Raw genomic sequence first — 21,136 nt, forward strand, 5'->3', positions numbered from 1 at the left:
CGACACCGCCAGCTAGTAGACAGGGAGCCGCTGTGATCGACGAAACCCTCCTCGAAGCCGAGGAGAAGATGGACAAGGCCGTCTCGGTCGCGAAGGAGGACTTCGCGACCATCCGGACCGGCCGGGTCACCCCCGCGATGTTCAACAAGATCAATGCGGAGTACTACGGCACTCCGACACCGGTGCAGCAGTTGGCCTCGTTCCACCTGCCCGAGGCGCGCATGGTCATCATCCAGCCCTTCGACAAGAGCGCGATGGGTGCGATCGAGAAGGCCATCCGCGACTCCGACCTCGGCGTCAACCCGACCAACACCGGCGACGTGATCCGCGTGACGTTCCCGGAGCTGTCCGAGGAGCGCCGCAAGGAGTACATCAAGGTCGCCAAGAACAAGGGCGAGCACGCCAAGGTGTCGATCCGCAACATCCGTCGTACGGCCAAGGAGGCCCTCGACAAGATGATCAAGGACGGCGAGGCGGGCGAGGACGAGGTCCGCCGGGCGGAGAAGGAACTCGACGACCTCACCCAGAAGCACGTCGCCAAGATCGACGAGCTGCTCAAGCACAAGGAAGCCGAGCTGCTCGAAGTCTGAGCGGCACGCCTCGCGGCCCTCGCCGGAAGGCGGGGGCCGTGGCTATGGAGAGTGTCTGTGGAAGAACGTACGGCCGGCACCGGTCCCGACGGCGGCAGCCGTACCGGAAGGAACCTGCCGGCCGCGATCGCGGTGGGTGTGGGGCTGGGTGCACTGGTCCTCGGTACCCTCTACACGATCAAGGAGCTCTTCCTCCTGGTGGTCGTGGTGTGCGTCGGCGTGGGCGTGCTGGAGCTGACCAAGGCGTTCGCCACGCGCGGGATCAAGGTCCCGGCCGTCCCGGTGCTCGCGGGCCTGGTGGCCATGCAGGCCGGGGCGTACTGGGGCGGTCCCTTCTGGCTGCTGGGGTCGTTCGCGGTGTTCGCGTTCGTGCTGCTGGTGTGGCGGATGTTCAGCGACGGCACCGACGGCTACGTGCGCGACGGCACGGCCTCGGTGTTCACGCTGTTCTACCCGGCGATGCTGGCGGCGTTCGTGGCGTTGCTGCTCGCGCCGCCCGACGGACGCGACCGGGTGCTGATCTTCATCGCGGTGACCGTGGCCAGCGACATCGGCGGCTACGTCGCGGGTGTGCTGTTCGGCAGGCACAAGATGACGGTCATCAGCCCGAAGAAGACCTGGGAGGGCTTCGCCGGGTCGGTGATCGCCTGCACGCTGGTCGGCGGCTGGCTGGTGACCTGGCTGCTGGACGGCCCGCTCTGGCTGGGCGCGCTGATCGGAGCGCTGGCGGCGTTGCTGGCGACCGTGGGCGACCTCATCGAGTCGATGATCAAGCGGGACCTCGGCATCAAGGACCTCGGCACGATCCTGCCGGGGCACGGCGGCCTGATGGACCGCCTCGACTCGCTGGTGACCACGCTGGTGCCGGTCTGGCTGCTACTGACGCTGTTCCTCTAACGCCTCCGTCGTCACGGGGGTGAGCCACAACCACCGGACGGCCTCCCCGCCGAACGCGAACCCCGACATGTCTGGCATGTCGGGTGGGTCGGCCCGCATGAGGACCCCCGAGTACTGTGGCCCCAGCGGGAACGTCGACGGCTCGTGGTACCACTTGGCCGTGTGCCCGTGGCCGAGCCAGGTCACCGAGTGCCACGGATACTGGGCCAGCCACACCAGCAGCAGCGCCGCGTCCCTGGGGTCGTCCCGGGTGGCCACGGCCAGCTCGATGCGGGCGTAGGCGTCGGGGCGGTCGATCCACTGCTCGACCGTCGGCATGCGCTGGCAGCTCATGCCCACCGTGGACAGCACGGTCGGCTCGCGGCCCTCGTACGGGGGCCGTTCGGTGATGCCGACGGTCGGCAGGCGCTCGCCGCTGGCGTCCCAGTAGCGGCCCGCCGGGCCCAGCACCCGGTCGAGATGGCCCATGACGAACTGCTGGAACGACGGCCACGACCCCTCGCCGTGCCGCCAGCGCCAGTAGGAGGTGGCGTTGGAGATGCGCGGTCGCAGCCCCTCCAGCGCCTCCGACAGCGCCCACGCGAACGGCGACTCGCCCACGGCGTCGCGGGCGTACCCGGGCATGCCCCTGCTCATGTCGGCCCAGCCGGGGATGACGGCGAGCAGGTCGTCGTCCTCGTAGAGGGCCACGCCGTCGCCCTCCTCGAACCACAGGGCGGACAGCTGCCCGAGCGGCCTGCGTCCCTCGGGATGCGTCGTGTTGCTCCTGGGCATCAGCGGGGGCAGGCCGGAGTTGATCCGGGCCAGGTCGACCACGGCCGGGGCCGGCCGATGGTTGGCCAGCCAGACCGCTCCGTGGACGGCGCCCTCCGGCGAGCACAGGTAAGCTACCGAGGAGTCCTCGTCCCGCTCGACCACGAGCGTGCGGCTGCCGTAGGGGTTACCGGCGGCGAGGACGACCTCGGTCCCACCCTCGCCAGATGCCGACCGGAAAATCGCCATACGAGATGACTGTAGATCGGGCGGCGACCCTGACGCGAGCCGTACCGTGATCAGGAATGCCGCCTCCGCGGCCGGCGTTCACTAACCTGGCCGGTGAGAAATCCCGGTAGTCCCCCGAGCAAAGGCAGAAACGTGTCCCAGCAGCCAGGCCAGCTCACCTTCGTCGCGCCGCGGCGGGCCAAGCCCGCGCGGCACCTGGCGGACCTGTCCATGGCCGAGCGCCGGGCCGCGGTCGCCGAGCTGGGTGAGAAGGCCTTCCGCGCCGACCAGCTCTCGCGCCACTACTTCGAGCGCCACACCACCGACGTCGCCGCGATGACCGACCTGTCCCCGGCGGCCCGCGACAAGCTGTCGGCGCTGCTGCCGACGCTGCTCACGCCGGTCAAGGAGCTGACCACCGACGGCGGCACGACCCGCAAGACGTTGTGGCGGCTGTTCGACGGCGCGCTGGTCGAGTCGGTGCTCATGCGCTATCCCGAGCGGGTCACGATGTGCGTGTCGTCGCAGGCCGGCTGTGGCATGAACTGCCCGTTCTGCGCCACCGGCCAGGCGGGCCTGACCCGCAACATGTCCACCGCCGAGATCGTCGAGCAGGTGGTCTCCGGGGCCCGCGCGCTGGCGGCGGGCGAGGTGCCGGGCGGGCCCGGCCGGGTGAGCAACATCGTCTTCATGGGCATGGGCGAGCCGCTGGCCAACTACAAGCAGGTGATCGGCGCCGTGCGCCGTATCGTCGAGCCCGCGCCGCACGGCCTCGGCATCTCCGCCCGCGGCGTCACGGTCTCGACCGTCGGGCTGGTGCCCGCCATCGGCAAGCTCGCCGACGAGGGGCTGCCGGTCACGCTGGCGCTGTCCCTGCACGCGCCCGACGACGAGCTGCGCGACACGCTCGTGCCGATCAACACGCGCTGGAAGGTGGCCGAGGTCCTCGACGCGGCCTGGTCGTACGCGGCCAGGACCAAGCGCCGCATCTCCATCGAGTACGCCCTGATCAAGGACGTCAACGACCAGGAGTGGCGGGCCGACCTGCTCGGCAAGCTGGTCAGGAACAAGCTCGTGCACGTCAACCTGATCCCGCTCAACCCCACGCCCGGCTCCAAGTGGACGGCCTCCCGGCCGGAGGACGAGCGGGCGTTCGTGCGCCGGCTGGAGTTCCACGGGGTGCCGGTGACCGTGCGCGACACCCGCGGCCGCGAGATCGACGGCGCCTGCGGCCAGCTCGCCGCGGCCGAGTAGGGTCCGGCCCCGCCACCGATCAGCGCGCCTTCACCTCGCGGCGGTCGGCGGGGGCGGTTCATCTCGTGGCGGTCGAGCGGGCGGCGAAGGTCTCGACCAAGTCGGCGATCATGGCGGCGCCCCGGCTGTTGAGGTGCACGGTGTCGGTGGTGAGCCGCAGGCCGCGGCCGCTGGAGATGGCGTCCAGGCTGCGGCCGAGCAGGAAGTGCTGCATCGCGGCGGTCTGCGCCTGATTGCCCTCGGGGCGGTAGTGGGTGCGGGGCGAGGTGCCTTCCAGGTCGGCGGTCATGCGCTCGTTGAGCGGCAGGTAGGTCACGCCCTGCTCGGCGGCGACCGTCCTGACGATCTCGGCGAACTCCTGGGTGCGGCGCACCGGGACCGAGTTCAGGTCCTCGCCGATGACCGGCGGGGAGATCAGCGCCACGCGGGCCATGGTCTCGTTCTGCAGGCGGGCGGCGATGGCCGTCAGGTTGGCGGCGTACGCGGCGGGCGTGGGGTTCTCCGCGAGCTTCCAGCGCTTGCGCAGGGCCCTCGCCCGCTTCTCGCTCAGAGTGGCGTTGGCGTCGTTGGTGCCGATGAGCACGGTGACCACGTCCGGATCCTGCCGCACGACGTCGTCGAGGCGTTTGAGCAGCTCGGACGACGGCTCGTAGTTGACGCCCGCGTTGATCACCGTCTCGCCGGGCAGCCGGTCGCGCAGCATGGCCACGTAGTCGACGCTCACTTGCCCACGGGTGATGCTGTCACCCAGGCAGATCACCTTCACCGTTGCCTCCTCGGGGGTGAGTGAATGCTCACTAACCTACCCTACGGCGCCTCCAGGCATACAGGGCGAGTCCCGCCAGGCACCACACCAGGGAGATCGCGGCCAGTTGGGGCAGCTGGTCGAGTAGCTCACCGGACCCGGCCGTCCGCATCCAGACCACCAGCGGAACCGTCAGCCAGTACGCCGGGGACGCGCTGAGCAGCAGCATCACCAGGAAGCCGAGCACCAGCGACATGATCGAGACCGCGGGGGAGCGCAGCACGGCCCGGCTGGTGAGCGCCCCGAGCGCGGTCCCGGCGAGCACGGCCAGGGCGTGCAGGACGAGGGCCGCGCCGAGCACGTCCCGGCCGGGACGCTCGCTCAGCCCGAGCAGGACGGCCCAGCCGAGCCCGAGGGCGGCCAGCCCGGCGCAGGCGGCCAGGCTCGCCACGAGCCCCGCCGCGACCTCCTTGCCGCGCCCGCCCACCATGATCGCGGACAGCTCGCGCTGCCGGTCGGGCTCGGTGTCCAGCAGGCTTCGCGTGGCCCAGGCCAGAATGGGGATGATCAGCACGGCGCCGTCGGCCAGCACGGCGGCCTCCGTGCCCTTGGGCGCCCGGCTGCCGTAGACGATCGCGAGCATCGCGAGGGTGAGCAGGAGCGCCTGGTGGACGCGGTGCGACCGCACGTACGCGGCCAGGCGGAAGACGGCCAGAGCGATCATCCGGGCTCCTCGGCGGGGTGGGGGAGGGCTTGGGCGTCCTCGATCTCGCCCGCCTGGTAGCCCTTGTCGCGCATCCTGGTCAGGAAGAGCGGGAGCTCGTCGGCGGGCAGGTTGACCGCCACGGTGACCCTCGGGCGTTCCGGGGCGCGTTCGTGGCCGGTGGCCGCGGGGGTGGCCTCCTTGAGCCGGCCGTCCACGACCGACCACGAGCGCAGCCCGGGAAGGCCGCGCAGGCCGCCCTGGTGGTCGCTGGCGATGACGATGCCCCCGCGTCCGGCGACCTCGGTGGCGATGGCGGGCAGCGTCTCGCGGGCGTCGGCGTCCAGGCCGGCGAAGGGCTCGTCCAGGATCAGCAGGCCGGGGTCCGCCATCAGGGCCTGGACCAGGCCGACCTTGTGCGCGCTGCCCTTGGACAGCTCGCCGAGCGGCAGGCCGAGGAGGTGGCCCATGTTCAGGCGTTCGGCCCAGGGCCGCCACCGCGCGCCGCCGCGTACGGAAGCCATGTGGTTCAGGTAGGCGGTCACCGTGAACGGCTGGGACGTCGGGAAGCGGTCGGGGGCGAAGCCCACGACGCCGGGACGGTCGGTGATGCGCCCCCGCGTCGGCCGCGCGAGCCCCGCGAGGAGCCGCAGCAAGGTTGACTTCCCCGCCCCGTTGACCCCGGTCAGCTCGATCACGTCGCCCGGTGCGAGCTGCGCGTCGGCTTCTTCGAGGATGAACGGCTGACGTCTCCGGTAGCGGAAGGAGACCTGTAACAGTCGCATGGTGCTGCAACGTTATATGTCAGGGCGCAGGGCGGGGATAAAGGCCCTCACAATGGAGACACCCCGGCACATCTCTGGAGGAGTGGGCTTGAACCGCTTTCCGCGCGTCATGGGTATGCGTTCAGGCTATGACCCCGTGGAAGTCGACGCCCTGATCGTGCGCATCGAGTCGACCCTCGGCAGGGGCCCGCACATGGTCGAGCCCGTCACCGCGGACGACGTCCGCGCCGCGACCTTCCGCGCCAAGCGCGGCGGCTACCACGAGACCGCGGTGGACTTCGCGCTGGAGGCGTTCGTCGTGGCCCTGGAGACCCAGGCCAAGCGCCCGGTACGGCCGGCCATGGCCGAACCCACCGGGGAACTGCTGCGCGAGGAGTGGTTCGAGACCCAGGCCGCCCGCGTCGAACGGGTGGCCTTCCGCCCCGGCCGCATGGGCACCGGCTACGACGAGGACGAGGTGGACGCCTTCCTCGACCGCGTCGTCGCCACCCTGCGCGGCACGACCGAGTTCGCCGTGACCGCCGAGGAGGTGCGCGAGGCCCGGTTCTCGACCGTGCTCTTCCGCGCCGGCTACCTGATCGCCGACGTCGACTCCTTCCTCGAAGGCGTCGCCGAGATCCTGGACAAGCCCCGCTAGGCCCGTTCGACGGCGGCGAGCAGGCCGCGGAGGTCGGGCAGGATCACCCGGACGACCTCCGGGTCGGCGGGCCGCTCGCCGTGCCGGTTGATCCACACCCGGCGGAGGCCGAGGCGCTGCGCCGGGACCATGTCGTGGAAGTGGCTCTGCGCCACGTGCACCCACTCCGCCGGCTCGTACGCCTTCCTGAAGTGCTCGAAGTGCGCCTCGTCCGGCTTGTAGGCCCCGGCGTCCTCGGCGGTGACCACCGCGTCGAACGGCACGGGCAGCCGTCGCAGCGTCTGGGCGATCAGGTCGCGGTCGCAGTTGGTCAGCAGCGCCAGCCGCCGGCCCGCCGCCCGCAGGGCCGACAACTCCTCCCCGACCTCGCCGAACACCGGCCAGTAGGGCAGGGTGTCGCCCAGCACCCGGGCGTCGTCGTCGTTCAGCGGGAACGCGGCGTCGGCGCAGGCGCGGCGCAGCGCCTCGGCCATGACGTCGCGGTAGCGGGCCCGCGGCGTCTCGGTCTCGACCGCGGTCTCGTGCCGCAGGTACGCCTCCAGCAGCTCCTCCCCCCTGCCGGGCGCGATCAGCTCAAGGCTGCTGCCGATGCCGTGCCGCCAGTCGACGAGGGTGCCGAAACAGTCGAACGTGATCCATCGCATGACTCACCATATGACGGTCATGTGCCGGATCCGAGCACCTGGGCGAGCACCCTGCCGACCTCGCCCTCGACCGCCGGCCCGTCGGCCCGCCAGGCCACGTAGCCGTCAGGGCGGACCAGGACGGCGGCGGCGTCGCCGTAGCGCGCGGCCCAGGCGCCCTCGACGTCGAGCACGTCCGCGCCCACCTGGTGGACCCGTACGCCGGGGCCGGCGGCCCGCGCCCAGTCGGCGCCGCCGGGGCCGCACAGCAGGACGAAGGCGTCGTGGAACAGGTCGTGGACGCCGATGCGCACGCCGTCCCGGTCGAGCCAGAGGTGCGGGGCGCGGGTGCCGGGACGGGCGCCCTGGGCCACCGCGTCGCCGAGCACCGTCTCGTGCGTGGCTCCGACCATGGCCGACGACCGGTAGCGCTGTCCAAAGATCGCCAGCACGTGGTCCAGCGGGTCGTCCTCCTGGCCGGGGCCGAACCTGGCCGCCTGGCTGCGTACGGTCAGGTCGGCCAGCGTCAGGGCCACCGGGCGGCGTTCGGCCTCGTAGGTGTCGAGCAGCGCGTCGCCGGCCCGGCCGTCGAGCACGGCGGCCAGCTTCCAGGCCAGGTTGTGCGTGTCCTGGACGGCCGAGTTGGCGCCCAGCCCGCCGGCCGGCGGCCAGACGTGCGCCGCGTCGCCGACCAGGAAGACCCGCCCCTCGCGGTAGCGGGCGGCGACGCCCACCGCCTCCTCCCACGCGGCCCTGCTGACGATCTCCACCGGCAGGTCGCGGCCGATCAGCTCCTTGGCCGAGGCGGCCAGCCGCTCGTCGGTGAAGTCGGCCGGCGACTCGGACGCGGGGTCGTACGTCAGGGCCATGCCCCAATGGTTCGGCAGCGCGTGGGAGACCATCGCGCCCGAGGCCGTCCCGCCGGGCGCGCCGAGGATCCAGAACAGCGCCCGCTTGGTGACCAGCTCCGACAGGTCGGCCCTGAAGACGAAGGACAGGTAGTTGCGCAGGACGCCGTGCCCTTCGCGGGCGATGCCCAGTTGCTCCCTGATCGTGCCGCGGTAGCCGTCGGCGGCGATCAGGTAGCGGGCGCGCAGGGTCCGGCGCTCGCCGGTGCGAACGTCCTCGGTCACCACCGTGACGCCGTCGGCGTCGGGCTCGACCGACCGGCACGTGGTGTCGAAGCGCAGGTCGGCGCCCCGGGCGCGGGCGGCCTCGGCGAGGACCGGCTCGACCGTGCTCTGGTCGGCCATGCCGTACTCGCCCGCGGTCAGCTCGGGCATCGCCCGGGAGGAGCCGCCCTCGAAGAGCCACTGCCATTCGCCGGCCAGCGTCGCGCAGCGGGCCACGCCCCCCTCCTCGTCGAAGGGCCGTCCGGCCTCCTTGACGGCCTGCTCCAGGCCGAACGGCCGGTAGATCTCCATCGTGCGCGGGGTGATGCCGCGCGCCCTGCCCAGGAGCGACACGCCGGGGTGGCGGTCGACGAGCACGCAGGGCACCCCGTGGTGCGACAGGAACAGGGCGGCGGTGAGCCCGGCGTAGCCGCCGCCGACGATCAGCACGGGAATTTCGGTCATGACGCCCTCTGGGCGGTCTGCTGTGGTCATGGGCTCGATAGTTGCATTGCAACTAGTAGCAAGTCAACTAGTCTCGCCGAACGATAAAGTGAACCCATGGCGCTCGACCGCGGCTCGCCGCTCGCTCTGACCGTGCTCACCCTGCTGAACCACCAGCCCCTGCACCCGTACGGCATCCAGCGGCTGCTCAAGCAGTGGGGCAAGGACCTGGTGGTCAACGTGGGCCAGCGGGCCGGGCTCTACCGCACGATCGACCGGCTGGGCGAGGCCGGGCTGATCAGGGTCAGGGAGACCGGGCGCGACCAGCAGTACCCGGAGCGCACGGTCTACGAGATCACCGACGCTGGCCGCGAGCGGCTGCTGACCTGGATGGACGACATGCTCAGCCGTCCAAAACAGGAGTTCCCGCAGTTCCCCGCGGCGCTGGCGAACGCGATGCTGCTCGGCCCCGGCGGGCTGGCCGATGCGCTGGAGCGGCGGGCGGCGGCCGTGGAGCGCACGCTCGCCGAGCTGGAGTCGGGCCTGGCCGAGGAGGGCCTGCCGCGGGTCACGATGCTGGAGTGCGAATACCTGCGCGAGGTGACGGCGGCCGAGGCCCGCTGGCTCCGCGCCGTCATCGCCGACCTGCGGGAGGGGCGGATCGAGTGGTCGCGTGAGCAGCTTGAGGAGGTCAGCGCGGCCCGGGAGTGATCAGATGGGCCGCGGGCCGCCGCAGCAGCGCGACGAGCACCGAGGTCACCGGTGCGGCCAGGAACGCCCCGGTGATGCCCGCGATCACGCTGCCCACCGTGATCGCGACCAGGATGACCGCTCCCGGTAGGTCGAGCGCCTTGCCGTAGACCTGCGGCGCCAGCACGTGCCCTTCGAGCTGCTGCACCGCCACCGTCACCGCGACCACGATCAGCGCCACCAGCCACCCCTTGGCCACGAGTGCCACCACCGCCGCCAGCAGCCCGGCCATGAACGCCCCCACCACCGGCAGGAACGCCCCCACGAACGTCAGCACGGCCAGCGGCAGCGCGATCGGCACGCCGAGGATCCACAGCGCGAGCCCGATGAAGAACCCGTCGACCACGCCCACGATCGCCACCCCGCGGATGTAGCGCCCGATCACCGCGAAGATCAACGTGCCGGTGTCGCGGCAGCGCGCCTTGGCCCCCTCGGGCACGAGATCGACGATCCAGGCGAACAGCCGCTCGCCGCCGTGCACGAAGTACACCGACAGGATGACCGCGAGCACCGCGCCGACGACGATCTCGCCGGCCGTCCTGACCCCGGCGATGGCGCCGCTGGTGATCTGCCTGCCCTGCTTGGACACGTACTCCCTGGCCTGCGCGAGCAGCCGCTGGTCGTCGAGCCCGAACCGGGCGGCCAGGCCGTGCAGGTCGCCGAACGCCTTGCCCAGGCTGGTGCGCATCTCGCTCAGGCTGTCCACCGTGGGCGGCACCAGCAGCGCGATGAGCGCGCCGGCCAGCAGCAGACCGCCGACGAAGACGATCGTGGTGGCCAGCGCCGGGCCGAGCCCGCGGGAGGTGAGCCAGCGGGCCGGCGGGTGCAGCAGCGCCGTGAGGAAGACGCCGATGATCACGGACATGACGACCGTGCGCAGGTGATAGAGGCAGAAGAAGGCGACCGCGATGATCGCGATCCACCCCAGCACCCGCCACGGCCTCATGTCCAACCCCCGATCGTGCCTGGTCAGTGGCCTTCCCGGCGGTGATCGAGGGCAACCCTGGTCAGGACGGCGGGCTCAGGTGCGCGCGCTGCGACCGCTTGGCCTCCTCGTACGCCGCCCGCTCGGCCGCCGCGCCCACCCCGGCGACGGGCACGTCCCACCACGCCTGCGAGGAGGGGGCGTCGTCGGCCATGGGGTCGGTGCGCACGTACACGACGGTCGTCCCGGCGGACGAGCGGGCCTCCTCCAGGGCCTTGCGCAGGTCGGCGAGCGATTCCGGACGCAGCACGGCCGCGCCCAGGCTCGCGGCGTTGGCCGCCAGGTCGACCGGCAGCGGGCCGCCCGTACGGGAGCGGTAGGACGTGCCCAGGCGGCGCGCGCCGACGCTCTCCGACAGCCGCCCGATGGAGGCGAAACCCGAGTTGTCCACCAGGACGACGACCAGCTTCACGTCCTCGGCGACCGCGGTGACCAGCTCCTGCGCCATCATCAGGTACGACCCGTCACCCACCAGGACGAACACCTCGCGCTCCGGCGCGGCCATCTTGACGCCCACGCCGCCCGCGATCTCATAGCCCATGCAGGAGTTGCCGTACTCGACGTGGTAGTTGCCGGGGCCGCTCGGCCGCCACAGCTTGTGCAGGTCGCCCGGCATGGACCCGGCCGCGCACACCACGACGCCGTCCGCGCCCGCCGCCGCGTTCACGGCGCCGATGATCGCCGCCTGCGACAGCGGGGAGCCGTCGAGGGAGTACGCGCGGTCCACGCTCGCGTCCCAGTCGCGGGACAGCTCGGCGGCCCTGGCCAGGTAGGCGTCGTCGGGGCGCCGGCCGGCGCAGGCCGCGGTCAGGTCGGTCAGGCACTCCCGGGCGTCGGCGACCAGTTGCAGCCCTGACAGCTTGGCGGCGTCGAAGGCGGTGATGTTGACGTTCACGAACCTGGCGTCCGCCGCGAAGAGCGATCTCGACGCGGTGGTGAAGTCGCTGTAGCGGGTGCCGATCCCGATGATCACGTCGGCCTCGCGGGCCAGCGCGTTGGCCGCGGTGGTGCCGGTCGCGCCCACCGCGCCCATCGCCAGCGGATGGCCGTGCGGCAGCGACCCCTTGCCGGCCTGGGTCTCGGCGACCGGGATGCCGTGCGCCTCGGCGAAGGCGGCCAGTTCGGCGGTGGCCTCGCTGTAGATCGTCCCGCCGCCCGAGACGATCAGCGGACGGGCCGCCGACCTGATCAGCTCGGCCGCCCTGGCCAGCGCGGCGCGGTCCGGCCGCGGGCGCGGCACGTGCCACACCCGGCGGGCGAACAGCTCCTCGGGCCAGTCGCAGGACTCGGCCTGCACGTCCTGCGGCAGCGCCAGCGTCACCGCGCCGGTCTCGGCCGGGTCCGTGAGCACCCGCAGGGCCGCCGTCAGCGCGGCCGGCAGCTGCTCCGGACGGTTGATCCGGTCCCAGTACCGCGAGACCGGCCTGAAGCAGTCGTTGACCGAGACGTCGTACGAACGCGGGTCCTCCAGCTCCTGGAGCACCGGGTTGGCGACGCGGGTGGAGAAGACGTCGCCGGGCAGCAGGAGCACGGGCAGCCTGTTGACGGTCGCGCCGGCCGCCCCCGTGATCATGTTCGTCGCGCCGGGGCCGATCGAGGTCGTGCAGGCCAGCGTGGCCAGCCGGTTGGCGGTCCGGGCGTAGGCGGCGGCCGTGTGCACCATGGCCTGCTCGTTGCGGGCCAGGTGGTAGGGCAGCTCCTCGCCGCCGGTGGCCAGCGCCTGGCCGAGCCCGGCGACGTTGCCGTGGCCGAAGATGCCGAAGCAGCCGCCGAAGAAGCGGCGCTCCACGCCGTCCCGCTCGCTCCACTGGGCGGCCAGGAAGCGCACGACGGCCTGCGCGACGGTCAACCGGGTCATGCGCGCCCCCCGAACGGCAGTCTCGGGTCGATGTCCTGGCCCGACCAGGACGAACGGATCCAGGCGTGCCGGGGATCGTCGCAGAACGCCATCGAACGCTCCTCCGCCGGGCCCGCCAGCACGTTGAGGTAGTACAGGTCGTACCCGGGGGCGGCCATGGAGGGCCCGTGGTAGCCGTACGGGACCAGGACGACGTCGCCGGAGGAGACCTCGGCCAGCGTGTCGACCTGCCCCCGCTCGGAGGAGTAGACGCGCTGGTAGCCGAGCCCGTCGCCGGCGACCTCGAAGTAATAGACCTCCTCCAGCACCGCCTCGCCGGGGTTGGGGGTGTCGTGCTTGTGCGGCGGATAGGACGACCAGTTGCCGCCCGGCGTCAGCACCTCGACGGCCATGAGCTTGTCGCAGTCGAACACGCCGGGGGCGCAGAAGTTGTTCACCTGCCGGCTGGCCTGCCCCGCGCCCCTGATCTCCACCGGCACCCGGGAGGCGGGCACGTGCCGCGGCGGCAGCACCCGGGTCGCGCGGGCCGACGGCAGCGCGATGCGTCCCGAGCCGCTCAACGTGGCCCGGACGCCGATCGGCAGGTACGCGAAGTCGCTCGGCCCCTCGAACACCGAGCCGCGCCCGGCCAGCACGAACGTCTCCCCGGCGACCTCGACCGTGCACGACCCCGCCAGCGGAAGGACGATCATCTCCTCCTCGCCGGTGTCGAACTCCAGCGGCGCGCCGGTCAGGTCCGCCACCCGCAGCCCCGAGTACGTCCATCCGGCCAGCGACGGAGTGATCTCCACCGACCAGGGGCCGCCGGCGGCCTTGCCGTAGGGCAGGTAGGTCATGCGTGTGCCTCTCTCACCAGGGCGGCGGCGCCGTCCACCGCAGCCGCCACGTCGTCGTCCGATGGGTAGAGCAGGGCGCGGCCGACGACCAGGCCGCGCACGCCGGGCAGGGCCAGCGCGCGGTGCCAGTCGGCGTAGGCCGCGCCGATGTCGGGCGGGTCGCCGCCGAGGAGCAGCGTGGGCAGCGTGGTGGCGGCCATCACCCGGTCCATCTCGGCCACCACGGGGATCTTCAGCCAGGTGTGGGCCGAGGTGGCGCCGAGCGCCTGGGCGACGCTGATCGAGCGGATCACGGCGTCGGGGGACAGGTCGTTGCGCAGCACGCCCGACTCCGAGCGCGCCGCCCAGAACGGCTCCACCATGGCCACCAGCCGCCTGCGGGCCAGCCCGGTCACCGCGTGGGCGCACGACTCCAGGGTGGCGGCCGTCGCGTGGTCGCCGGGGTCGATGCGGCACAACATCTTGCCGCCGTCGAGGCGCATCGAGTCGATGGCCTCGGGGTCGAAGCCGGTGAAGCGGTCGTCCAGCTCGAACACCGAGCCCTGCAGGCCGCCCCGGTTCATCGAGCCGAACGCCAGCCTGCCCTCCAGTGCGCCCAGCAGGAGCAGGTCCTCCAGGACGTCGGGGGAGGCGAGGATGCCGTCCACCCCCGGCCGGGCCAGGGCCGTCTGGAGCCGGTCGAGCAGGTCGTGGCGGCTGCCCATGGCCAGCGGGCGGTCGCGTACGGACAGGGCGCCCCTGGCCGGATGGTCGGCGGCGATGATCAGCAGCCGTTCGTCCGCCTCGGGCATCCTCCGGCGTCGCCGGCGGGCGGCGGCCGCGGCGATCTCCTCGGGGCGCGTCGCGCGGACGCGCGTGAGCCACTCGTAGCGGGCCGTACCCGGCAGCGTGAGGTCGCTCACGTGGGCACCTCGTCCAGCAGTTCGTGCACCTCGTCGGTGGTGGGCATGGCGTCGGCGCAGGCCAGGCGGGCGGCCACGAAGGCCCCGGCGGCGTTGGCGAAGCGGATCGTGCGTTCCAGCGGCCAGCCGCGCAGCAGCCCGAGGCAGACCGCGCCGCCGAACGCGTCCCCGGCCCCGATGCCGTTGACCACCTTCACCTCGACCGGCTCGGCCACGATGGTCTCGGTGGCCGTGCGGGCGAGCACCCCGGCCGGGCCCATCTTGACGATCGCCACCCGGACCCCGGCGTCGAGCAGCGCCCTCGCCGCCGCCTCCGGGTCGCGCACGCCCACCGCGTTCTCCACCTCGTCGAGGTTGCCGACCGCCACGTTCGCGTGCGGCAGCGCCTCGCGCGCCGCCGCGCGGGCGGCCTCGCGCGACTCCCACAGCGCCGGGCGGTGGTCGAGGTCGAACACGGTCCAGCCGGAGGTGCGGGCCGACAGGGCGGCGGCGTGCGCCGCGCGGCTCGGCTCCTTGCTCAGGCCGGTGAGCGAGAACCAGAACAGGCCGGTCGCGCGGATGGCGTCGAGGTCGAGGTGGCCGGGGGTGAGACGCAGGTCGGGCGGGTGCTCGCCGCGGTAGAAGTAGATCGGGAAGTGGTCGGGCGGGAAGATCTCGCAGAACGTGACGGGGGTGGCCGGGCCCTCGATGACGCTGACGTGGGAGTCGTCCACGCCGAAGTCGCGGATGGCCCGTCGTACGTAGGCGCCGAAGGGGTCGGCGCCCACCGCGGTGATCACCGCGGAGCGCAGCCCATGGCGTGCCGCCGCGACGGCGACGTTGGTCGGGCTGCCGCCGAGGAACTTGCCGAAGGTCTCGACGTCGGCCAGCCCGACGCCGGTCTGCAACGGATAGACGTCGACGCCGCAGCGGCCGATCGTGATCAGGTCGTACAACGCACCTCCAGAGGACGGACCCTATCTCGACACTATGGCATATTGTCATGACATAAGGATGTCCGCTAAGTTAGGAATGATCGTTCAGGCCGGGCCCCCGTCACCTCACTTCTGTAGTGTCGGACGGTGAGGAGGTTCGCTCATGTTCGTCCCCAACGGCGTCCACCACGAACAGCACACCACCAAGCTCTCCTTCCGCCCCGCCTCAGGCAAGGGCGGAGTGGCGTGAAAGGCCACTGGAGCCTCGACGACCGCCTCGAACGGGCGCTGCGCGAGCTGCCCTTCGAGGTGCCCGCCGGGTCCGGGGCCGTCACCGTGCGGCTCGACTACGACCGGTCCCAGGGCGTGCTCGACCTCGGCTGCGGCTCACCCGACGGCTTCCGCGGCTGGTCGGGAGGGGCGCGCGCCGAGTTCACGATCACCCGCGACTGGGCCACCCCCGGCTACCTGCCCGGCGACCCCGAGCCCGGAACCTGGCACGTGTGGCTCGGGCTGCACCGCGTGCCGCCGCAGGGGCTCGACTTCATCCTGGAGGTCTCGGTCCTGCGCACGGCCCCGTCCGAGCCGGTCGCCGCCGAGCCGCCGCCCGGCGAACGGCCGCCGCGCAGGGACGTCCCCGACGTCGGTGGGCTGCGCTGGTTCGCCGGCGACTTCCACGCGCACACCGTCCACAGCGACGGCTCGCTCACCGTCGCCGAGCTGGCCGAGCTGGCCCGCGGCCGGGGCCTGGACTTCCTGGCCGTCACCGACCACAACACCGTCAGCCACCACCCCTGGCTGCGTGCGACCGACCGCGGCGTCACCCTCATCCCCGGCCAGGAGGTCACCACCGACCGCGGCCACGCCAACGTGTTCGGCGAGGTCGGCTGGGTGGACTTCCGGCGGCCCGCCGACTCCTGGGCCGAGCACGCCGGCCGCGCGGGCGGCCTGATCTCCATCAACCACCCGCTGGGCGGCGACTGCGCCTGGCTGCTGCCCCTCGCCGAACGTCCGAGGGTGGCCGAGGTGTGGAGCTCCGGATGGTGGGACCGCCGCTGGGGAGCGCCGCTGGCCTGGGCCGACGCCTGGCGCGACGACGTGGTGGCGATCGGCGGCAGCGACTTCCACCGCGACGGCAGCGACGGGCTCCCGGGCGCGCCGACCACGTGGGTGCTGGCCGAGGAGCCGGGCGCGGTGCTCGACGGCGTACGCGCCGGGCGCACCGCGGTCTCGGCCGGGCCGGACGCGCCACTGCTGCTCCGACTGGGCGACGAACTGCTCGCGCTCGACGCCGACGGCCTGGTGCTGGTCCGCCCAGGTGGCGCCCGCCAGGCCGTCCGCGGCGAGCGGGTGCTGCTGCCGGCCGCCGAGGGACGCCACCGCCTGGAGACCTACGAGAACGAGGTGATCGCCCTATGCGAGTGAGGAGAGTCGCGAACGCGCCGGTGAGCTTCGGCGTCTTCGAACTCAGCGACGCGCCGCCGCCCCTGGGCCCCGACGAGATGGTCCGCGCGCTGGCCGAGGCCGGTTACCAGGGCATCGACTCCGGGCCCATCGGCTACCTCGGCACCGGCCCCGAGCTGGCCGCCCGGCTGGCGGCGCACGGCCTGCTGCTCGCCGGCGGCTGGGTCGACCTGCGCTACGGCGACGCCGAGGCGTACCGGCGGGGGCTGCCCGCGCTGGAGGCCGCGCTCGACGTGTTCACCGCCGCGCCCGAGGCGCCCGCGCCGTTCGCGCCTCGGCCCACGCTGGCCTGCTCGGGCTCGCCCGAGAGGTTCGCCAGGCCCGGCGGGAGCGCCCCCGGGCTGCCCGCCTCCGACTGGCCCGGGTACGCCGCCCGCGTCCAGGAGGCCGCCGACCGCTGCCGCGAACGCGGCCTGGAACCCGCCTTCCACCACCACCTCGGCACCTACGTCGAGACCCCCGGCGACGTCGAGCGCCTCCTGGAGCTGACCGACGTGCAGCTCTGCCTGGACACCGGCCATCTGCTGCTGGCCGGCGGTGACCCGGTGGCGGCGCTGCGCGACTGGGCCGGCCGGATCGGGCACGTGCACGTCAAGGACGGCGACACCAAGATCCTCGCCCAGGCCCTCGACGACGGCGCCGACCTGCGCGAGCTGATGGGCAGGGGCGGCTTCACCCGCCTGGGCGCGGGCGAGCTCGACCTGCCCGCGGTCGTGGCGGCGCTCGACGCCATCGGCTACGAGGGCTGGATCGTGGTCGAGCAGGACACGATGCCGGGCCGTCGGCCGGTCGAGCGGAACATCGCCGACCAGGCGGCCAACCGCGACCGGCTGAGGGAGCTGGGCCTGTGAAGATCGCGCTGGTCGGGTGCGGGGCCGTCACCCAGGCGGTCTACGTGCCGCTGCTGTCCAGGCGGCGGGACCTGTTCGAGGTGAGCGCCGTCTGCGACCTGTCGCGCACGCTGGCCGACGCCGTCGGCGACCGGCTGGGCGCGCCCCGGCGCCACACCGACCTGGCGGAGATGTTGTCCGACGGCGGCTTCGAGGCCGTGATCGTGCTGGCCTCCGGCTCCCACGGCGAGACCGTGCGCCGGGCGCTGGCCGCCGGGTACGCCGTGCTGTGCGAGAAGCCGCTGGCGCTGACCAGGGCCGAGGTGGCGGCGCTGCCCGAGGGACGGCTGATGGTCGGCTACATGAAGCAGTACGACCCCGCCGTGCGCCGGGCCGCCGCGCTGCTGGACGAGCTGGGCGGGCCGGCGGCCATCCGGTCGGTCGAGGTGACCGTGCTGCATCCGAGCGGGGAGTCGCAGCTGGCGTTCGCGAACCTGACGCGGGCCGGCGACGTCGAGCCCGGCGTGCTCGGGGCGTTGCGCGAGGCCGAGGACGCGCTCGTCTCCCGGGCGCTGGGCCAGGCGGCCCCGGAGTCGCTGCGCAACGTGTACGCGGTCTCCCTGGGGTCGATCTGCCACGACCTGTCGCTGCTGCGGCGCTTCACCGGCTCGCCCGAGGAGATCTCGTACGTGGAGAGCTGGGGGCCGACGCCCGGCTCATTGGAGATCTCCGGGCCGTTGCCCGTGGCGGGCCGTTTCCACATCCGCTGGCACTACCTGGACGACTACCCCGCCTACCGCGAGACCGTCGCGATCCACCACGAAGAGGGCACGTTCGAGCTGGCCTTCCCCACCCCCTACCTGATGAACGCGCCCACCACCCTCACCGTGGTCTCCGGGGCCGAGACCCGCGCCGAGCACCGCGAGGTGACCGAGGCGTTCGAGGTACAACTGACGGCCTTCCATGCTTATGTGAACGATGGCAGCCCGCCGATCACCGACGCGGGCGGCGCACTGGAGGACATCGTGACGGCTCAGCGGATCGCCGCCCGCTACGCCGTCCAGCATCGGCTGCCCATCGGAGGGGAGGCGGCGGCATGGACATAGTGGTCGTTCCGCACACACACTGGGACAGAGAGTGGTACGAGCCCTTCCAGCGCTTCCGCCTGAGGCTGGTGGACCTGCTCGACGAGGTGCTCGACACCATGGAGGCCGAGCCCGCCTACCACTTCACCCTCGACGGCCAGCTCGCCTGCGTGGACGACTACCTGGAGGTCCGCCCGGAGAACCGGGACCGCGTCGCCGCGCTCGTCGAGTCCGGACGGCTGGCGGTGGGGCCGTGGCAGATCCTGCTCGACGAGTTCCTGTGCTCGGGCGAGAACATCGTCCGCAACCTCGAACTCGGGCTGGCCGGGGCGGAGAAGCTCGGCGGCGCGATGCGGGTCGGCTACCTGCCCGACATGTTCGGCCACGCCGCCCAGATGCCGCAGATCCTGCGGCGGGCCGGGTTGGAGCACGCCTGCGTCTACCGCGGGGTGCCCTCGTCGGTGACGACCGACGCCTTCGCCTGGGTGGCTCCCGACGGCACGGCGATCCGCACCCAGTACCTGCCCGAGGGCGGCTACGGCAACGGCGCCCACCTGTTCTCCGACGTCAAGGGGCTGGAGGGGCGGGCGGCGGAGTTCGTCACGTCCATGCGGGCCTGGCACGGCCCCGAGGGCGAGCTGCTGGCCATGTACGGCACCGACCACTCGGCCCCCGTGCGCGGGCTGCCGGAGATGGTGGCGGCCATCGGCGCCCGCATGGACACCTTGTCCGGCTATATCGAGAAATTTCCGGGTGACACCGCGGGGCTGCCCGAGGTCTTCGGCGAGCTGCGCTCGCACGCCCGCGCCAACATCCTGCCCGGCGTCATCTCCGTCCGCGCCGCCGTGAAGCAGGCCATGGGCCGGGCCGAGCGCATGGTCGAGCGCTACGCCGAGCCCCTGGCCGCGCTCTGGGGCGGCCCGTGGCCCGGCCGGTTCCTCGACATGGCCTGGCGGCGGCTGGTGGACGCGAGCGGCCACGACTCGGTCACCGGCTGCGGCGTGGACGAGACCGCCCAGCAGGTCGCCGCGCGCATCGCCGAGGCCGAGCACCTGGGGCAGGCCGTCCGCGACATGGTGACCGCGCGGCTGGCGGCGGCGGTGCCGGTCCACGGCGTGCTCGTCGTCAACCCGACGCCGGCCGACCGCAGCGGCGTGGTGATCGTCGACATGGCCGGTCTGGAACCGCTGGTGGACCCCGCCGGCCTCCCGGTGCCCACCCACACCCTGGAGTACGCGCCGACGCTCCTGCTGGACGAGCGCATCGACCCGGCCACCGTGCTGACCTACGTGCACGGCACCGAGCTGTACGGCCAGCACATCGTCGACTGGGAGGTGCTGGACGACACCCTCATCCTCACCGTGGCCCGCGAGCCGATCGGCCCGTTCGACCCGGCCGAGCTGCGCGGCGCGCTCGACGGCGTGGAGTACGTCCGCGTCGAGGCCGAGGTCCGGCGCACGGTCGCGGCCTTCGTCGAGGTGCCCGCCCTCGGCCACACGAACCTGCTGCCGGGGGAGGAAGGGGTCCCGTACTCCTTGCCGCCGGGGGAGACCTGGAAGAGCCGGCATCATCAGCACTGCTGGTTCGGCTCCGACACCGAGGTCCTGCCCGTCCAGGCCGACGAGAGCGCGCTGGACAACGGCCTGCTGCGGGTCGAGATCGAGCCGGACGGCACCCTCGGCCTGTTCGGCAAGGACGGCCGCACGATCACCGGCGTGTGCCGCATCGAGGACGGGGGCGACTCCGGCGACACCTACAACCACGCGCCCCCCAAGGACGACCTGGTCGTGTCCGAGCCGGTGTCGATCAGCACGGAGCTCATCTGCCCGGGCCCGCTCGTGGCCGTCGTGGAGGTGACCCGGATGTACCTGTGGCCGGCGGCGGGCGAGGGCGTCGAGTTCTCGCCGCAGCTCCCGCCGCCCGCGCGCACCGGCGAGACCGAGGACGTCATGGTCACCATGCGGGTCGAGCTGCGGGCGGGTGAGCCGTTCGTCCGGCTGCGGGTGTCGTTCGACAACCGGTGCGCCGACCATCGGGTGCGGTTGCACGTGCCGCTGCCCCGGCATGCCGACCATTCGCTGGCCGAGGGGCAGTTCGCGGTGGTGAGGCGGGGGCTGGAGAGCGAGGGCGGCTGCGGCGAGACCCCGCTGCCGACCTTCCCCGCCTCCGGCTGGGTGGCCGCCGGCGGCGTGGCCGCGCTGCTGGAGCACGTGACCGAGTACGAGCTGCTGGACGACGGTTACGAGCTGGCGCTCACGCTGCTCCGCTCGGTCGGCTACCTGTCGCGCAACCACAACGCGCTGCGCCCCGAGCCGGCCGGTCCGCAGCTCCCGACCCCGGCGGCGCAGTCACGCGGGCCGCACACCGTGTCGCTGGCGCTGATGCCGTACATGGACTGGCGGGACGTGCCGCCGGAGGCGGAGAGGTTCCGGCACGACCTGCTGGTCGTGCCCGGCAGGGGCGAATGGGACCTGCCGCAGCCCCCGGCGGCGGCCGGGCTGTCGGTGTCCGGCCAGGGCGTGACGATGACTTCGCTGCGCCGCCGCGACGACTGGCACGAGCTGCGCCTGGTGGCGCTCACCGAGACGGACACGGAGGCCGTCGTGCGGGGCGCCTTCACCAGGGCCAGGCGGGCCGGTCTGACCGGCCGCCCCGAGGAGCCGCTGGAGGCGGAGGAGGGCACGCTCAGGCTGCCGCTGAAGCCATGGGAGATCGCCACCGTCCAGCTCCGCTGACCGGAA

General features: G+C 72.8%; 20 protein-coding genes. 9 read left to right on the top strand and 11 right to left on the bottom strand.

Annotated elements, in window-relative coordinates; genetic code table 11:
• Window positions 1-32 precede the first annotated feature (32 nt).
• Window positions 33-590, top strand: coding sequence for a ribosome recycling factor (frr, locus tag ACIA8R_RS23090; RefSeq protein WP_352350337.1), 558 nt, complete (start codon window positions 33-35; stop codon window positions 588-590).
• Between the two features lie 57 nt (window positions 591-647).
• The gene (locus tag ACIA8R_RS23095; RefSeq protein ID WP_357707146.1) at window positions 648-1,487 is read left to right on the top strand and encodes a phosphatidate cytidylyltransferase; all 840 of its coding nucleotides are present in this window, start codon (window positions 648-650) and stop codon (window positions 1,485-1,487) included.
• Here ACIA8R_RS23095 and ACIA8R_RS23100 read toward each other — a convergent pair.
• Window positions 1,467-2,489, bottom strand: a complete 1,023-nt coding sequence (locus tag ACIA8R_RS23100; RefSeq protein WP_364099813.1) for a suppressor of fused domain protein — start codon at window positions 2,487-2,489, stop codon at window positions 1,467-1,469. The genes ACIA8R_RS23095 and ACIA8R_RS23100 overlap by 21 nt on opposite strands.
• A 132-nt stretch (window positions 2,490-2,621) precedes the next feature.
• Between ACIA8R_RS23100 and rlmN the strand changes: the two genes are divergently transcribed.
• Complete coding sequence (gene rlmN, locus ACIA8R_RS23105; protein ID WP_364099810.1) at window positions 2,622-3,722, top strand: 23S rRNA (adenine(2503)-C(2))-methyltransferase RlmN; 1,101 nt, start codon at window positions 2,622-2,624, stop codon at window positions 3,720-3,722.
• A 58-nt stretch (window positions 3,723-3,780) separates the two neighbouring features.
• Here rlmN and ACIA8R_RS23110 read toward each other — a convergent pair whose 3' ends face one another.
• The 3 genes from ACIA8R_RS23110 to ACIA8R_RS23120 are packed head-to-tail and all read right to left on the bottom strand — an operon-like array spanning window position 3,781 to window position 5,955.
• Window positions 3,781-4,488, bottom strand: coding sequence for an SGNH/GDSL hydrolase family protein (locus tag ACIA8R_RS23110; protein WP_397040240.1), 708 nt, complete (start codon window positions 4,486-4,488; stop codon window positions 3,781-3,783).
• Window positions 4,489-4,519: 31 nt separating this feature from the next.
• On the bottom strand, window positions 4,520-5,191 hold the full coding sequence (locus ACIA8R_RS23115) for a hypothetical protein (protein ID WP_397040242.1): 672 nt from the start codon (window positions 5,189-5,191) through the stop codon (window positions 4,520-4,522).
• A complete protein-coding gene (locus ACIA8R_RS23120) occupies window positions 5,188-5,955 on the bottom strand; it encodes an ATP-binding cassette domain-containing protein (protein ID WP_397040244.1) in 768 nt (255 codons plus the stop codon). The genes ACIA8R_RS23115 and ACIA8R_RS23120 overlap by 4 nt, the downstream gene beginning before the upstream one ends.
• A 136-nt stretch (window positions 5,956-6,091) precedes the next feature.
• Here ACIA8R_RS23120 and ACIA8R_RS23125 point away from each other — a divergent pair, with 136 nt between their 5' ends.
• Entirely contained in the window at window positions 6,092-6,592 is a 501-nt protein-coding gene (locus ACIA8R_RS23125) for a DivIVA domain-containing protein (RefSeq protein ID WP_397040245.1), read from the top strand.
• On the opposite strand, the gene ACIA8R_RS23130 is transcribed toward ACIA8R_RS23125, so the two are convergent.
• Window positions 6,589-7,236 (bottom strand): HAD family hydrolase, encoded by a 648-nt coding sequence (locus ACIA8R_RS23130; RefSeq protein WP_397040247.1) that lies wholly within the window; start codon window positions 7,234-7,236, stop codon window positions 6,589-6,591. The genes ACIA8R_RS23125 and ACIA8R_RS23130 overlap by 4 nt on opposite strands.
• A gap of 17 nt (window positions 7,237-7,253) precedes the next feature.
• Window positions 7,254-8,792: an FAD-dependent monooxygenase gene (locus ACIA8R_RS23135; RefSeq protein WP_397040249.1), complete on the bottom strand. Its 1,539-nt coding sequence runs from the start codon at window positions 8,790-8,792 to the stop codon at window positions 7,254-7,256.
• A gap of 96 nt (window positions 8,793-8,888) precedes the next feature.
• Here ACIA8R_RS23135 and ACIA8R_RS23140 point away from each other — a divergent pair, with 96 nt between their 5' ends.
• A complete protein-coding gene (locus ACIA8R_RS23140) occupies window positions 8,889-9,482 on the top strand; it encodes a PadR family transcriptional regulator (protein ID WP_364099790.1) in 594 nt (197 codons plus the stop codon).
• Here the strand turns inward: ACIA8R_RS23140 and ACIA8R_RS23145 are convergent.
• The 5 genes from ACIA8R_RS23145 to iolC all read right to left on the bottom strand — a co-directional run bounded on the left by ACIA8R_RS23145 (window position 9,463) and on the right by iolC (window position 15,037).
• Window positions 9,463-10,467, bottom strand: coding sequence for an AI-2E family transporter (locus ACIA8R_RS23145; RefSeq protein ID WP_364099787.1), 1,005 nt, complete (start codon window positions 10,465-10,467; stop codon window positions 9,463-9,465). The genes ACIA8R_RS23140 and ACIA8R_RS23145 overlap by 20 nt on opposite strands.
• 61 nt (window positions 10,468-10,528) lie before the next feature.
• Window positions 10,529-12,364, bottom strand: a complete 1,836-nt coding sequence (iolD, locus tag ACIA8R_RS23150) for a 3D-(3,5/4)-trihydroxycyclohexane-1,2-dione acylhydrolase (decyclizing) (protein WP_397040251.1) — start codon at window positions 12,362-12,364, stop codon at window positions 10,529-10,531.
• Window positions 12,361-13,200 carry a 5-deoxy-glucuronate isomerase gene (gene iolB, locus ACIA8R_RS23155; protein ID WP_397040253.1) on the bottom strand — a complete coding sequence of 280 codons (840 nt, stop codon included), beginning with the start codon at window positions 13,198-13,200 and terminating at the stop codon, window positions 12,361-12,363. The genes iolD and iolB overlap by 4 nt, the downstream gene beginning before the upstream one ends.
• Window positions 13,197-14,102, bottom strand: a complete 906-nt coding sequence (locus ACIA8R_RS23160) for a deoxyribose-phosphate aldolase (protein WP_364099778.1) — start codon at window positions 14,100-14,102, stop codon at window positions 13,197-13,199. The genes iolB and ACIA8R_RS23160 overlap by 4 nt, the downstream gene beginning before the upstream one ends.
• The gene (gene iolC / locus ACIA8R_RS23165) at window positions 14,099-15,037 is read right to left on the bottom strand and encodes a 5-dehydro-2-deoxygluconokinase (protein WP_397040255.1); all 939 of its coding nucleotides are present in this window, start codon (window positions 15,035-15,037) and stop codon (window positions 14,099-14,101) included. Before iolC ends, ACIA8R_RS23160 begins: the two co-directional genes overlap by 4 nt.
• Before the next feature lie 225 nt (window positions 15,038-15,262).
• Here iolC and ACIA8R_RS23170 point away from each other — a divergent pair, with 225 nt between their 5' ends.
• The 4 genes from ACIA8R_RS23170 to ACIA8R_RS23185 are packed head-to-tail and all read left to right on the top strand — an operon-like array spanning window position 15,263 to window position 21,130.
• Window positions 15,263-16,441 (top strand): CehA/McbA family metallohydrolase, encoded by a 1,179-nt coding sequence (locus tag ACIA8R_RS23170; RefSeq protein WP_364099772.1) that lies wholly within the window; start codon window positions 15,263-15,265, stop codon window positions 16,439-16,441.
• Window positions 16,432-17,331 carry a TIM barrel protein gene (locus ACIA8R_RS23175; RefSeq protein ID WP_364099770.1) on the top strand — a complete coding sequence of 300 codons (900 nt, stop codon included), beginning with the start codon at window positions 16,432-16,434 and terminating at the stop codon, window positions 17,329-17,331. Before ACIA8R_RS23170 ends, ACIA8R_RS23175 begins: the two co-directional genes overlap by 10 nt.
• Entirely contained in the window at window positions 17,328-18,416 is a 1,089-nt protein-coding gene (locus ACIA8R_RS23180; protein WP_357707167.1) for a Gfo/Idh/MocA family oxidoreductase, read from the top strand. Before ACIA8R_RS23175 ends, ACIA8R_RS23180 begins: the two co-directional genes overlap by 4 nt.
• A complete protein-coding gene (locus tag ACIA8R_RS23185; protein WP_397040258.1) occupies window positions 18,407-21,130 on the top strand; it encodes an alpha-mannosidase in 2,724 nt (907 codons plus the stop codon). The genes ACIA8R_RS23180 and ACIA8R_RS23185 overlap by 10 nt, the downstream gene beginning before the upstream one ends.
• The last annotated feature ends 6 nt before the right edge of the window (window positions 21,131-21,136 follow it).

Source organism: Nonomuraea sp. NPDC051191, assembly GCF_044455665.1.
GTDB lineage: Bacteria > Actinomycetota > Actinomycetes > Streptosporangiales > Streptosporangiaceae > Nonomuraea.

Bases quoted from the DNA above. Each gene is read 5' to 3' on its own strand.
- iolD (WP_397040251.1), bottom strand. From the start codon at position 12,364: ATGACCCGGTTGACCGTCGCGCAGGCCGTCGTGCGCTTCCTGGCCGCC.
- ACIA8R_RS23140 (WP_364099790.1), top strand. From the start codon at position 8,889: ATGGCGCTCGACCGCGGCTCGCCGCTCGCTCTGACCGTGCTCACCCTG.
- ACIA8R_RS23135 (WP_397040249.1), bottom strand. From the start codon at position 8,792: ATGACCGAAATTCCCGTGCTGATCGTCGGCGGCGGCTACGCCGGGCTC.
- ACIA8R_RS23130 (WP_397040247.1), bottom strand. From the start codon at position 7,236: ATGCGATGGATCACGTTCGACTGTTTCGGCACCCTCGTCGACTGGCGG.
- iolB (WP_397040253.1), bottom strand. From the start codon at position 13,200: ATGACCTACCTGCCCTACGGCAAGGCCGCCGGCGGCCCCTGGTCGGTG.
- ACIA8R_RS23100 (WP_364099813.1), bottom strand. From the start codon at position 2,489: ATGGCGATTTTCCGGTCGGCATCTGGCGAGGGTGGGACCGAGGTCGTC.
- ACIA8R_RS23145 (WP_364099787.1), bottom strand. From the start codon at position 10,467: ATGAGGCCGTGGCGGGTGCTGGGGTGGATCGCGATCATCGCGGTCGCC.
- ACIA8R_RS23185 (WP_397040258.1), top strand. From the start codon at position 18,407: ATGGACATAGTGGTCGTTCCGCACACACACTGGGACAGAGAGTGGTAC.
- ACIA8R_RS23175 (WP_364099770.1), top strand. From the start codon at position 16,432: ATGCGAGTGAGGAGAGTCGCGAACGCGCCGGTGAGCTTCGGCGTCTTC.
- ACIA8R_RS23115 (WP_397040242.1), bottom strand. From the start codon at position 5,191: ATGATCGCTCTGGCCGTCTTCCGCCTGGCCGCGTACGTGCGGTCGCAC.
- ACIA8R_RS23120 (WP_397040244.1), bottom strand. From the start codon at position 5,955: ATGCGACTGTTACAGGTCTCCTTCCGCTACCGGAGACGTCAGCCGTTC.